A 12,927-nucleotide genomic window follows, 5' to 3' on the forward strand; every position below is an offset into this window, starting at 1 on the left:
GGGGTCGTTCCGGCGGTCAGGCCGTGAACTCCTGCCACTGGTCCAGGCGCTGGAGCGCGAAGACGTCCTTGACCCCGGCGATGCTGTCCTCCAGGTGGGCCGAGTGCCCGGTCTCGTAGATCGAGCCGAGGGCGGACCGCAGGGAGGTGATGGTGGCGCGCAGGCCCTGGTTGGCGTAGATGACGGCGGAGACGCCGGCCGCGCGGGCCTCGTCGGCGTGCCAGTCGGGGTAGGTGGTGGGCACCACGACGACCGGCAGGCGGTCGTCCCACTGGTCGAGGAAGGAGAGCACCTCGTCCTTGGTGGCCTGCTTGGAGTGGACCAGGACGGCGTCGGCACCGGCGTCGGCGTAGACCGCGCAGCGCTTGAGCGCCTCGTCGACGCCCAGCCCGCTGATCATCGCCTCGGTGCGGGCGATGACGAAGAAGTCCTCGCTGCGCTGGGACTTCTTGGCCGTCTCGATCTTGTGGGCGAAGGCGTTCACGTCGAGCAGGCTGTGGTCGGCCGCCGCGAAGCTGTTCATCTTCGGGAAGATCTTGTCCTCCATGCACACGGCGGTGATGCCGGCCTGCTCGTACTCGGCCACCATGTACGCCACGTTCATGCTGTTGCCGAAGCCGGTGTCGCAGTCGGCGACCACCGGGACGGAGAGCGCCTTCTGGATGTGCGCGGCCGCGTCCAGGTACTCGCTCATGCTGAGCAGGCTGGCGTCGGGCAGGCAGCGGGCGGCGGAGATCTCGAAGCTGGAGGCCCAGACGGCCTGGAAGCCGACCTGCTCGGCGATGACGCCGCCGAGCGCCGAGTGCGCGCCGGCGATCCGGACCAGCGGGTTGTCCGCGAGGACGCTGCGGAACGAGGGGTAGCTGTGGGGGGTGGGACTCACGTGGTGCTCCTACGTCTGGGGTGATGGTTCATTTGACGGTTCGTCGGACACGCCGGCCGGCGAGGCGTCCAGGACGAAGGCCCACAGGGCGATCAGGCCGCAGACCACGAACAGTCCGGCCAGCAGCAGCCAGCCGACGCCGCCCATGCCGAGCGGGAGCATGACCACCAGCGCCGGGCCGAAGAACTGCTGGAGCCCGCGGCCGAGGCCGAACACGCCCTGGTACTCGCCCATCCGGCCCTCGGGCGGCAGGGTGAAGGACAGCCCCCAGCCGCCGGCGGACTGGGCGAGTTCGCCCAGGGTCATCAGGACCGTGCCGGCGAACAGCAGGACGACGGCCAGCGAGGTGTCGGCGGCGCCCGACCCGGCGAACAGGCAGCAGGCCAGCGCCATCAGCAGGCCCGCCCGCAGCAGCAGCCGGCCGGAGCCGGACACGGTGTCCGAGCCCTTGCCCACGGCGACCTGGAGCAGCACCACCAGAACGGTGTTGACCACCGTCAGGGCCGCCACCAGGGCGCCCGGGGCGTCGGTGCGGTTGACGATCCACAGCGGCACGCCCACCGCGAGCACCGGCTGGAACAGCTCCAGGATCCCGGAGAGCGCGGTGGCCAGCAGGAACCGCCGGTCCCGGAAGGCCTCCCAGGAGCGTCCCGCGGTGGCCGGGACCGCCTCCGGGCCGTCCGGCCGCAGGCCCAACGCCATGATGGCACACAGCAGTTGGAGGGCGACGTTGACCGCGATCACGATCAGGAAGGCGATCCGGGAGTCCGTCGCCAGGGCGGCCCCGGCCAGACCGGCGCCGGCCGTGAAGCCGAGATTGAACAGGCTGCGCATCCTCGCCCGGACACCCGCGGAGCGGGCGGAGCCGAACAGGGCGTGGGTCAGGGCCGCGCGCAGCGGGCTGCCGACAGTTTCGCACACCGCGATCGCGCAGGCCACGGCCGTGAACGCGGCCACGCCCGAGACGAAGGCGTAGCCGACGAACAGCACCGCGAGCAGACCGTAACTGGCCGCCAGCGGCCGGCGCGCACCGAACCGGTCGGCGACGCGCCCGCCCGGAACGGTGGCGAGGAACCCGCACAGTCCGGCCGCCGACATGGCCACCGAGACGCTCTCGGCGGACAGTCCGACGGTCCTGGTGAAGAAGATGGCACTGGAGGTCAGGAAGAGGCCGGTGCCGAGCGACTGGGTGAGCGTGAGCACACCCATGCGGCGCTCGGCCCCGGGCGCCGGGACGAGTTCCTTGAGGAACCCGGCGGCGGCCGAGCCGATGGTAGGCATGAGTCATCCAGGGTGGTGGTTCGCGGAGTCGGGCGCGTCGAGGCCGCGTCGAGGGCGTGTCCTTCTGGTCCCGGCGGCCCGGTGCGGCACCGACGGTCCACCGCGGCGTCCGCGGACGGGACGCCTCAGACGCGGTCGAGCAGGTCCCGGGCGGTGCGCGTCACGGGCCGGCCGTCGACGGTGAACTCGTACGCCAGCAGGGCGATCGCCTGCTCCACCAGGGCGGTCATGCCCCGGTGGTCGGCGGCCGAGCCGCACAGCATGTCGAGCAGGGTGGTACTGGTCCCGGCGGCCAGCTCGGTGCCGGGCCGGACCGAGAGCCGGTAGGAGTCGACCCCGGGCAGCGCCCGGACGGCGGCCTGGCCGTCGACCCGGGTCAGTCTGCCGCCCGAGGTGGGGCCGGGGGTGTAGTACTGGAAGTGCACCCGCTCCGGGCGGACCGGCGGCGGCCCGACATCGCGCCCGAGCGCCAACTCGGCCGCCAGGGCGACGAGATCGAGACCGACGGACCGTCCGGCCAGATCGGTCTGGTCGCCGCCGAGGCGGCCGTTGACCTCGATCAGCCGGGGCCCGGCGGCCGTCAGCTTGATCTCGGTGTGCACCAGACCGTGGGTGACCCCGAGCGCCCGGAGCGCCCGGTCGGCCAGGTCGACCACCTCGGCCTCCGGCCCGGGGGCCAGCTGCGAGGGCCAGAACTGCCCCGACTCCCGGAACGGCGGCGCCAGCGGCAGCTTCCCGGTCACTGCGAGGTGGCGGATCCCGCCGGGGGTGGCGGCGCTCTCCACCGACACGTAGTCCCCGAACGGCGCGCAGTCCGCGCCCCGAAGGAACTCCTCGACCACCAGCGCCGGTTCGGTGCGCAGGAACTCCTCGACCACGGCGGCGCCCCGGTCAGGATCCGTCACCAGGACGGTGTTCCGGCTGCCCTCCCCGCGGACCGGCTTGACCACGGCGGGCAGGCCCACCTCGGCCAGCGCGGCGCGCCAGCCGTCGGCGTCGGTGAGCAGCGCGCTGCGCACACTGTCCACCCCGGCCTCCCGCAGCCGCCGGCGCTGCGCCGCCTTGTCGGTCAACACCCGCACGGTTTCAGGGGTGTTGAACGGCAGGCCGAGCAGTCCGGCGAGCCGGGCGGTGTCGGCGAGCATCCGTTCGCTGAACGTCAGGATGCCCTCGGCCCCCTGCTCGCGCAGCCGGGCGACAGCCGCCCCGTCACCCTCGGCCAGCGCGACGACGCCCGCGCAGTTCTCCTCGAACAGCGGGCCGACCTGCCGGGCGTGGTCGGAGTCGGCCAGCGCGACCAGCACCGGAGCCGTTCGGCCCAGGGCGATCACCTCGCGCGGCGAGGCCGAGCCCCGGTCGTAGACGACGACGATCGCCACCGCTCAGGCGCGATCGAAGAGTCGGGGGTCCTCGACGGCCTCGGCGAGCTGCCGGAGGGTGCTGCGGCGCAGCACCGCCGACCGGGGCATCTCCAGACCGGACTCGATGGCCCGGGTGGAAATCGCGAGGGCCAGCAGGGAATCCCCGCCGAGGTCGAAGAAATCGGCGTCCAGGTCGTCGACCGGTGTACCGAGGACTTCTTCCCAAATACTTCTGAGTTTTTCGGTGGTGCTGGTGTCGGACATACCAGGCCTCTCCCCGTCGGCGTGCATCCGTGAATCGATTATTGGAGCAGGATTGCGGAACTGTCAATTCCGGGAAAACAGTGGGTTAACCGGAGCCGTTGCCGAACTCCTGCGGGCAGGGCGAATCCCGGCGCCGCCCCGGAAATGGAATTCCGGGCGGAACCGCCCCCTTCTGCGGCCGGTTTCCCGGCCGGATCAGCCGACGACCGCCGCGACCGCCGGCCGGGTCGCGGCGGCCGAGGTGCGCAGGTACTCGACCAGGTCGGCGATGGAGATCAGCGCCAGACCGTGCCGGCGCGCGAACCCGCGCAGCTCCGGCAGCCGGGCCATCGAGCCGTCGGCCATCGCGATCTCGCAGATCGCCGCCACCGGACGCAACCCGGCCAGCCGGCACAGGTCCACCCCGGCCTCGGTGTGACCGGGGCGCGCCGGCGCACCGCCGTCGACGGCCCGCAGCGGGAAGACGTGGCCCGGGCGCACCAGCTCGGGCGGGCGGGTGCCCGGCTCGGCCAGCAGGCGCAGGGTGAGCGCCCGGTCGGCCGCCGAGATGCCGGTGCTGATACCGGCCGCGGCGTCGACCGAGACGGTGAAGGCGGTGCGGTGGAGCTCGGTGTTGTGGCGGACCATCTGGTCCAGTTCCAGCCGGTCGAGGTCGGCGCCGGTCATCGGGGCGCAGAGCAGTCCGCGGCATTCGGTCATGGCGAAGGCGACCAGTTCGGTGGTGGCGAGCTCGGCGGCGAAGAGGAGGTCGCCCTCGTTCTCCCGGCTCTCGTCGTCGACGACGACGACCGCCCGGCCGGCCGCGATCTGCGCGACCGCGTACTCGACGGAGTCGAACGGCTGCTCGGTGTCGCCGACCGCGTACGGAGTCGCGTCGGCGGTGGTCGTGCCCGTGGTGTGGCCCATCGGAACTCTCCTCGCGCTCGGGGCGCGGACTTCCGGGGCTGCTGGAGCATGGGCGTGCAGGGACGGCCTTCGACCGCATTCCGGCGGAATCGGCCCGCGACCGACCGGCCGAAAGGGAATCCCCCTGGCCGTCGGAAAAACCTGCTCGCCGCGCACTGCCTCCCTTCCGGACTTTAACCGTCGGTCCAGGAATTTCACCTGGTCAACCGGCCGCTGGCGGCGGACGGGTCGCGGACTGTAACCGCCGGTTCGGAATTTCACCGACCCCGGAGTGCGCAAACGTCTTGAACAACGCTCGTCAACTTTGCACACTTGCCGCGATCTTGACAAGACGTCGGTCAACGGGTGGCGCCGTGGGCTGCATCACACCGTCGACGGGACCTCCCGACCCCGCCGTTCGGCGGGCATTGCCAAGGCTCTCCGAGCGTGCCTAAGATCCGGACCGCCGATGCCTACCCACGAGTAGCGACCCCCGTTCGACCTGCGTCGAACCACTGGGGAAGGGGTCCGAGGGGCAGGCGTTCGGCACTCCGGCGGGGGCCGGGGTTTCGCCGCCCGCGTTCCTGGGGGCGGCATTGCGAAACGGGGGCAAGACGTTCATGCACGATCCATCGAGAAGTCCGAGGCGCTCCGCCGTGCCCGCCGGCGACGCATCCGGCCGGAGCACGAGCTCTGCCGCGACCGGTCCCGGCACAGCCCTGTCCGAGGCCGGACCCGGCCCGTTACCGCCGGAATCAGCGCTGTTGACGCCGGGTCAGGTCGTCCTGCGCCGGGAGATCCTCGACGGACGGGTCTGGCTGAGCTACCCCGTCCGGGTCGTCGCCCACGAACCCGACCTGCTCGCCCTGTACCTGGCCCGCGACACCCGACTCTCCTTCGGCGAGGGCGGGTTCAGCTGGGGCCCGCACGGCTGGAGCACCGTCGCCGACCGCTGGCGCAGCCCCGGCGTCCTGCAGCTGCAGCGCCCCGGCGAGGCCCACGCGGTCTGGGCCTTCCGCGACCCCGCGACCGACGAGCTCTCCGGCTGGTACGTCAACTTCCAGGACCCGTACCGGATCACCGCCGAGGGCGTCGACACCCTCGACCACGAACTCGACCTCTGGATCCCGGCCGACGGCGGCCCGTACCGCTGGAAGGACGTCGAGGCCTTCGAGGAGCGCGCCCGCACCGGCGGCTTCACCCCCGAACAGGCCGCCGCCGTCCGCGCCGAGGCCGCCGGGCTCGCCGCCCGGATCGACCGCGGCGAGACCTGGTGGACCGAGCGGTGGACGCACTGGCGGCCCGCCGCGTTGTGGACCGCTCCCCCTCCCCCTCCCTCGGCCTGAGCCGACCCCCCGCCGTCCGACGGTCCACCCGACCGTCCGGACCCGTCGGGGCACCACCCGTGCCCCGGCAGCGCGACAGCGCGGCGGCACCGCACCGCGGCACCCCTGTGCCGCGGCGGCGCGCACCGCGGCGGTCCGCACCCGCAGCAGCCCACACCGCTGCACACAGCACCGCAGCACCACAGCACCGCGAAAGGAACGACCGATGCGCATAGCCCTGGTGACCTCCCCCGGCTCCGTCGAGATCCGCGAGACCCCCCGCCCCGAGATCGGCGAGGACGACGTGCTCGTCCGGATCGCCGCCTGCGGCCTGTGCACCATGGAGGCCAAGCTCTACACCGGCGCCATGCCCGTCTACCCCGTGGCCGCCGGCCACGAGGTCTCCGGCCGCGTCGAGCAGGTCGGTGCGCGCGCCGCCGCACTGGAGGACGCCCCCGCCGTCGGCGATCTGGTCACCGTGGACCTGCTGACCCGCTGCGGCACCTGCCGCCACTGCCGCTCCGGCAACAGCGCCGTCTGCGCATCGCCGCAGGGCAGCCTGCTGCCGGACGGCAGCATCAGCATGGGCGCGGGGCTCGCCGAGTACGTCCGGGTGCCGGCCGCCCACGCCTGGCCGGTCGGCGACGCCGACCCGCTGCACGCCGCCATGGGCGAGCCGCTGGCCTGCGTCGTGCACTCGTTCCGGCGCGGCTCCTTCCAGCCCGGCGACCGGGTCGCGGTGATCGGCGGCGGCTTCATGGGCCGGCTGCACCTGCTGCTCGCCCGGCACCACCAGGCCCGCTCGGTCACCGTGATCGAGACCGACGAGGCCCGCCGCGGCGCGGCCCTGGCGGCCGGCGCCGACCACGCCGTGACGCCCGAGGAGATCGCCGAACTCCCCAAGGCCGACGTGGTGTTCGTCACCATCGCCTCCCGCGAGGCGATCGCCGCCGGCTTCCGCGCCGCGGCCGACGGCGCCCGGCTGGTCCTCTTCGGCGGCTCCCACGACACCCCCGACGCCGTCCTGCCCGGCTACGAGGTGCACCGCCGCCAGCTCACCGTGACCGGCTCCTACAGCCAGGAGCCCGCCGACTGGCGCGCCGCCGCCGCCCTGCTGCGCGGCGGAGCACTCGCCGACGGGCTGGCCCCGCTGGTCACCTCGCGCCACGAACTGTCGGACACGGACAAGGCGTTGACCGAGAGCTCCGGCTCGCCGGTCTTCCGGGTCTTCGTCGAGCCCCGCTGACCCCCACCCCCACACCCTCCTGACACCCCGTCGGACGCCCGCCAGGCGTCGGACACCCACCCGCACCCGCACCACCAGGAGACCCCCATGAGCACCACCCCCGCCGCCACCCGCCCCACCCTGCGGATCGGCGCCCAGCTCCACCCCCAGCACTGCGACCTGGCCGACCTGCGGGCCGCCTGGCGCGCCGCCGACGAACTCGGCGTCGACTCGCTGTGGACCTGGGACCACTTCATGCCGCAGACCGGCGACCTCGGCGGCCGCCACTACGAGTGCTGGTCGCTGCTGGCCGCGATGGCCGTCGAGACCAGCCGCGCCACCATCGGCTCCCTGGTCACCTGCACCGCCTACCGCAACCCCCACCTGCTCGCCGACCAGGCCCGCACCGTCGACCTGCTCAGCGGCGGCCGGCTGGTGCTCGGCGTCGGCGCCGGCTGGTTCGAGCAGGAGCACCGCGAGTACGGCTACCCCTTCCCCGGCCCCGGCGGCCGGATCGACGCCTTCGAGGAAGCCGTCACCGCGATCCGCGACCGCCTGACCCGGCTCAACCCCGCGCCCGTCGGCCCGCTGCCGATCCTCATCGGCGGCGGCGGCGAGAAGCGCACCCTCCAGGCCGTGGCCCGCTACGCCGACCTGTGGAACTGGTACGGCTGGGACTCCACCGACCCGGTGGCCGAGTTCGCCCGCCGCAGCGGCCTGCTCGACGACTGGTGCGCCAAGGTCGGCCGCGACCCGCGGGAGATCGGCCGCACCGTGATGATCGACGCCCCGCAGACCGGCCTGGCCGAGGCGTTCGCGGCGGCCGGCGCCACCGAGATCATCGTCTCCGTCCCCGGCCCGTTCGACCTCGCCCCGGTCCGCGAACTGCTCGCCCTGCGCGACGGCCTGGCCGCCCGATGAGCGGAGCCGGGCAGCCGGACGGGCGTCCCGGCACCGGGTTCCACGGCCTGATGGCCGCCCTGCTGGCGTCCAGCGCCGGCATCGGCCTGGTCTTCCCGCTGACCAGCATCTACATCAGCGACCGACTGGGACTGGGCGCAACCGGCGCCGGTACCTACTTCGTGGCGATGGCCGCCGCCGGGTGCGCCGCCGCGGTCCTCGGCGGCCCCCGGGCCGACCGGGGCAGCGCGGCGGCGGTCGGCGCGGTCGGCACCACCTCGCTGGTCCTCTCCTACGCGCTGCTCGGCGCCGCGGGCGGCAGCCTGCCCGTGACGGCCTCCGGCCTGCTCGCGGGCGTCGGCTACGGCCTCCAGTACGCGGCCATCACCGGGGTGGTCACCGCCCTGGTGCCGGCCGCGGGGCAACGCCGCGCCTTCGTGCTGCGCCATGTGATGACCAACGCGGGCATGGGCCTGGGCGCCACCGGCGGCGGGCTGCTGCTCGCCGCCGGCCGCCCGGCGGGCACCCTGCCCTGGCTGTACGAGGCGGCGGCCGCCGCCTCGGTGCCGCTCGCCGTGCTGTTCCTCCTGGTCCACCGGCGCCGCCGGGCCGCGCCTGCCGCGCCCGACAGCGGCGCTGCGGACCCGGCAGCGGACCGGCAGGGCTACCGAACGCTGCTGCGCAGCCGTCCGATCGCCCTGCTGATGCTCGCCCAGGCGCTCTTCGCGACCGCCGGCTTCACCCAGATCGAGGCGACCGTCCCGCTGCTGCTGCACCACGGCATGGGCATCGGCCTGGCCGGCGTCAGCGCGGTCACCGCCGGGAACGCCCTCGTCCTGCTGCTGCTCCAGCACCCCGTCGCCCGGCGCCTCGAAGGGCTGGCCGAGGAGGCCGCCCTGATCGCGGCGCCCCTGCTGTGGTGCGCCGCGTTCGGCGCGGGCGCCCTCGCGACGGCCACCGACGGCACGGCCAGGACCGCGCTGCTGGCCGCCTTCGCCGCGCTCTTCGCGATCGGCGAGATCGCCTACTCCTCGGCGTTCTTTCCGCTGCTGGTACGGTTCTCGGGCCCCGCCTCGCTCGGCCGGGGCAGTGCACTGTCCTCGCTGGCCTGGAGCACGGGGACGGCCGTCGGGCCACCGCTGGGCATCGCGGTCGTGACGGCCACCGGCACCGGCACGGGCTGGCTCGCGCTCGCCGCGGGCGCCGCGGCGGTCCTGGCCGTCACCCTCCTGCTGCACCGAGCTGCTCGATGAGGAGCGGCCCGATGAGGAGCGCACCGAGCCGGCCGCAGCCCGGCGTCAGAACCACCCACCCTGCGTACGGGGAGACGAACGGAGCTTCCGTGTCAGAGCCGAAGACCGCCCACCGGACACCTCCGGCACCGGCCACCACCCCGGTGCCCCGGGCCGTCACCGCCACCACCACCGCCACCGGCCGGTCCGCAGCCGGCCGGTCCGCACGCGCCACCGGCCGACTGGCGACGGTACTGCCGCCGCTGGTGTTCGGCCTGGTCCTGGTGGCCACCTGGGACCTCGTCACCCGGACCAAGGCCGTCTCGGCGTTCTTCCTGCCCGCCCCCGGCACCGTCGCCCGGGCCTTCGTCGACGCGATCACCGACGGCGGACTGCTCGGCTACACCTGGCAGACCGTCGTCGAGAGCGCCGCCGGCAGCGGCCTCGGCATCGCGGCGGCCCTGCCGCTCGGCTACCTGATGGCCCGCAGCACCGTCGCCGCCCGAGCCCTGCAGCCCTACCTCGCCGCCTCCCAGGCCGTCCCCGCGGTGGCACTCGCGCCGCTGCTCGCCCTGTGGATCGGGTACGGGCTGCTGCCGATCGCCATCCTCTGCGCGCTGCTGGTCTTCTTCCCGATGCTGGTCAACACCATGCTCGGCCTGCGCGAACTCGACCGCGACGTGCTCAACGCCGCCCGGGTCGACGGGGTGGGCCGGTGGGGCATGCTGCGCCACATCGAGTTCCCGCTGGCACTGCCGAGCATCCTCGCCGGGGTGCGCACCGGGTGCACGCTCTCCATCACCGGCGCGGTGGTCGGCGAGTTCGTGATGGGCGGCGAGGGCCTCGGCCAACTGCTGGCCGTCCAGCGCGGCCAGGCGAACTCCACCGGCCTGTTCGTCTCGCTGCTCACCCTCACCCTGCTGGCCGCCGCCACCTACGGGACGGTCCGGCTGGTCGAGCTGACCGTCGACCGCTGAGCACCGGCTCCTCCCGCCCCGTTCCCTCTCCCGTTCCCGTTCCCGTTGCTGTTCCCGTTCCCGTTCCCGTCGAAATCCCTATCACCAAGGACTGCCGCATGCCCAAGACCACCGCCCGCGCCGCCGGGGCGCTCGCCCTGCTCCTCGCGGGCAGCGCCACGCTCTCGGCCTGCGCCTCCGACCCGACCGCCGCCAAGTCCTCGGACGGCAAGTCCGGCGGCGCCGTCACCGTCGGCCTCACCTACATCCCGAACATCCAGTTCGCGCCCTTCTACGTGGCGGAGAGCAAGGGCTTCTACAAGGAGGCCGGGCTCAAGGTGACGCTTCGTCATCACAGCTTCACCGACGACCTGTTCGGCGCCCTGACCGCCGGTCAGGAGGACGTGGTCTACGCCGGCGGCGACGAGATGCTCCAGGCCCGGGCCAAGGACGTGCCGGTCGTGGACATCGCCACCCTCTACCACACCTACCCGGTGGCGATGCTGGTGCCGCAGGACTCCCCGATCCACACGATCGCGGACCTGCGCGGCCACAGCGTCGGCACCCCCGGCCCGTACGGCGAGACCTACTTCGGCCTGCTGGCCCAGCTGAAGGCCGGCGGACTGACCACCAAGGACGTCGACGTCCAGCACATCGGCTTCACCCAGCAGGCCGCCCTGGTCGGCAAGAAGGTCGACGCCGTGATGGGCTACCTCAACAACGACGCCGTCCAGTTCCAGCAGGCCGGCCTGGCCGTCCGCCCCGTCGAGGGCACCGGCGGCGCCTCGGCCCTGCCGCTGGTCGCGGCCGGTCTCGGCGCCACCAGGACCACCCTGGACAAGCGCGGCGACGACGTGCGCAAGTTCGTGGCGGCCACGCTGCGCGGCATGCAGTACACCGTCGACCACCCCGACGAGGCGGTGACGATCAGCAAGAGCTACATCCCGGGCATGAACGACCAGAAGCAGCAGGACTCCGCCCTCGCCGTCCTGCGCGCCACCGCCCCCCTGATGCAGCCGCCCGCCACCGGGAAGCCCGGCCTCAACGACCCGGCCACCTGGGACCGGATGGCCGCCTTCATGCAGGAGCAGGGCCTGATCGAGAAGCCCACCACCCCCGCCGAGGCGTTCAGCAACGACTACCTCCCGTAGGTCCTCTCCCTCGGATCACGCCAGGCGGTCGCGGGCCGTTCGGGCACCGTGGGGGCCGGCCCGCTCCGGCCCCCACCCCGGCCCCCGGTCAGCGGCGGCCGAGGGAGCGGTACGTCCAGCCGGCCGCGCGCCAGGCCGCCGGGTCCAGGACGTTGCGGCCGTCGACGACGGCCCGGACGGCGACCTCCTGGCCCAGGGCCGCCGGGTCGAGCTCCACGAACTCGCGCCACTCGGTCAGCAGCAGCACCACCTCGGCCCCGCGCGCGGCCTCCGCCGCGGAGGCGGCGTAGGCCAGGTCGGGGAAGGCCTTGCGCGCGTTGTCCAGGGCCGCCGGGTCGTACACCGAGACCTGCCCGCCCTCGCGCGCGATCGCCGCCGCGACGTCGAGCGCGGGCGAGTCGCGGATGTCGTCCGACTCGGGCTTGAAGGCGGCGCCGAGCACGGCGACCTTCCGGCCGGCGAAGGACCCGGCCACCAGCTCCCGGGCGTGGTCGACGGCGCGGGTGCGGCGGCGCAGGTTGATCGCGTCCACCTGCCGCAGGAACTCCAGGGACTCGCCGGTGCCCAACTCCTCGGCGCGGGCGACGAAGGCCCGGATGTCCTTGGGCAGGCAGCCGCCGCCGAAGCCGAGTCCGGCGGCGAGGAAGCGCCGGCCGATCCGCTCGTCGTGGCCCAGCGCCTCGGCCAGCCGCACGACGTCGGCTCCGGCCGCCTCGCACACCTCGGCGATCGCGTTGATGTACGAGATCTTGGTCGCCAGGAAGGCGTTCGCGGCGGTCTTGACCAGCTCGGCGGTGGCGTAGTCGGTGACCACGGTCGGAATGTCGCCCAGCGGCCCGTACAGGTCGCGCAGCAGGCCCTCGGCCCGGCCGGGGCGCACCCCGAGCACGATCCGGTCGGGCGACAGGGTGTCCTCCACCGCGTGGCCCTCCCGCAGGAACTCCGGGTTCCAGGCGAGTTCGGCGGCCTCCCCGGCGGGCGCCAGCTCGGTGAGCCGGGCGGCCAGCCGCTCGGCCGTGCCGACGGGGACGGTGGACTTGCCGACGACCAGGCAGGGCCGGTCCAGGTGCGGGGCCAACGCGGCCACGGCGGCGTCGAGTTGGGAGAGGTCGGCAGCCCCGGAGTCCTTGCGCTGGGGCGTGCCGAGGCAGAGGAAGTGCAGGTCGCCGAAGGCGGCGGCCTCCTTCGGGTCGGTGCCGAAGCGCAGCCGCCCGGCGGCCAGGTTTCGGCGCAGCAGCTCTCCCAACCCCTGCTCGTGGATGGGTAGTTCGCCCTGGTTGAGGGAGCGGACCCGGTCCTCGTCGATGTCCAGTCCGAGGACCTCGTGGCCGAGTTCGGCCATGCAGGCGGCGTGGGTGATGCCGAGGTAGCCGCTGCCGATCACCGTCAGACGGTGGCGCACGGTCGGTCTCCTGTCGTTGGTGGGGTGCGTGGCATTGCCGGACGGGGCAGGGAGGCCGGACG

The 12,927-nt window shown here is 73.8% G+C and carries 11 protein-coding genes, 1 pseudogene and 1 riboswitch; of the genes and pseudogenes, 6 read left to right on the plus strand and 6 right to left on the minus strand.

The features are described 5' to 3' along the window. Positions 1 to 16: 16 nt before the first annotated feature. The 5 genes and pseudogenes from OG715_RS09755 to ribB all read right to left on the minus strand — a co-directional run. Positions 17 to 883, minus strand: coding sequence for an isocitrate lyase/phosphoenolpyruvate mutase family protein (locus OG715_RS09755; protein ID WP_266275478.1), 867 nt, complete (start codon positions 881 to 883; stop codon positions 17 to 19). Between the two features lie 9 nt (positions 884 to 892). Beyond that, the gene (locus tag OG715_RS09760; protein ID WP_266275476.1) at positions 893 to 2,164 is read right to left on the minus strand and encodes an MFS transporter; all 1,272 of its coding nucleotides are present in this window, start codon (positions 2,162 to 2,164) and stop codon (positions 893 to 895) included. Positions 2,165 to 2,289: 125 nt separating this feature from the next. Further along, positions 2,290 to 3,543 carry an ATP-grasp domain-containing protein gene (locus tag OG715_RS09765; RefSeq protein WP_266275474.1) on the minus strand — a complete coding sequence of 418 codons (1,254 nt, stop codon included), beginning with the start codon at positions 3,541 to 3,543 and terminating at the stop codon, positions 2,290 to 2,292. Between the two features lie 3 nt (positions 3,544 to 3,546). Then, positions 3,547 to 3,789, minus strand: coding sequence for an acyl carrier protein (locus tag OG715_RS09770; protein ID WP_266275472.1), 243 nt, complete (start codon positions 3,787 to 3,789; stop codon positions 3,547 to 3,549). Positions 3,790 to 4,011: 222 nt separating this feature from the next. Then, positions 4,012 to 4,695 (minus strand): annotated as a pseudogene (gene ribB / locus OG715_RS09775) (3,4-dihydroxy-2-butanone-4-phosphate synthase); the annotation flags it as partial. Positions 4,696 to 4,843: 148 nt separating this feature from the next. Beyond that, positions 4,844 to 4,974: riboswitch (FMN riboswitch) on the minus strand. Between the two features lie 464 nt (positions 4,975 to 5,438). On the opposite strand from ribB, the gene OG715_RS09780 reads away from it, so the two are divergent. From OG715_RS09780 to OG715_RS09805, 6 genes are all read left to right on the plus strand, one after another. Further along, complete coding sequence (locus tag OG715_RS09780; protein ID WP_266275470.1) at positions 5,439 to 6,020, plus strand: DUF402 domain-containing protein; 582 nt, start codon at positions 5,439 to 5,441, stop codon at positions 6,018 to 6,020. A gap of 205 nt (positions 6,021 to 6,225) precedes the next feature. After that, positions 6,226 to 7,245, plus strand: coding sequence for a zinc-dependent alcohol dehydrogenase (locus OG715_RS09785; RefSeq protein WP_266275468.1), 1,020 nt, complete (start codon positions 6,226 to 6,228; stop codon positions 7,243 to 7,245). A gap of 87 nt (positions 7,246 to 7,332) precedes the next feature. Then, the gene (locus OG715_RS09790; protein WP_266275466.1) at positions 7,333 to 8,145 is read left to right on the plus strand and encodes an LLM class F420-dependent oxidoreductase; all 813 of its coding nucleotides are present in this window, start codon (positions 7,333 to 7,335) and stop codon (positions 8,143 to 8,145) included. Then, a complete protein-coding gene (locus OG715_RS09795) occupies positions 8,142 to 9,377 on the plus strand; it encodes an MFS transporter (RefSeq protein ID WP_266275464.1) in 1,236 nt (411 codons plus the stop codon). The genes OG715_RS09790 and OG715_RS09795 overlap by 4 nt, the downstream gene beginning before the upstream one ends. Before the next feature lie 371 nt (positions 9,378 to 9,748). Beyond that, a complete protein-coding gene (locus tag OG715_RS09800) occupies positions 9,749 to 10,333 on the plus strand; it encodes an ABC transporter permease (protein WP_266277363.1) in 585 nt (194 codons plus the stop codon). Positions 10,334 to 10,431: 98 nt separating this feature from the next. Further along, positions 10,432 to 11,463, plus strand: coding sequence for an ABC transporter substrate-binding protein (locus OG715_RS09805; protein WP_266275462.1), 1,032 nt, complete (start codon positions 10,432 to 10,434; stop codon positions 11,461 to 11,463). 88 nt (positions 11,464 to 11,551) lie between these two features. Here OG715_RS09805 and OG715_RS09810 read toward each other — a convergent pair whose 3' ends face one another. Beyond that, positions 11,552 to 12,865 (minus strand): UDP-glucose dehydrogenase family protein, encoded by a 1,314-nt coding sequence (locus tag OG715_RS09810; protein ID WP_266275460.1) that lies wholly within the window; start codon positions 12,863 to 12,865, stop codon positions 11,552 to 11,554. Between the last annotated feature and the right edge of the window lie 62 nt (positions 12,866 to 12,927).

The sequence above is a fragment of the Kitasatospora purpeofusca genome (assembly GCF_036010405.1).
Taxonomy (GTDB): domain Bacteria; phylum Actinomycetota; class Actinomycetes; order Streptomycetales; family Streptomycetaceae; genus Kitasatospora; species Kitasatospora purpeofusca.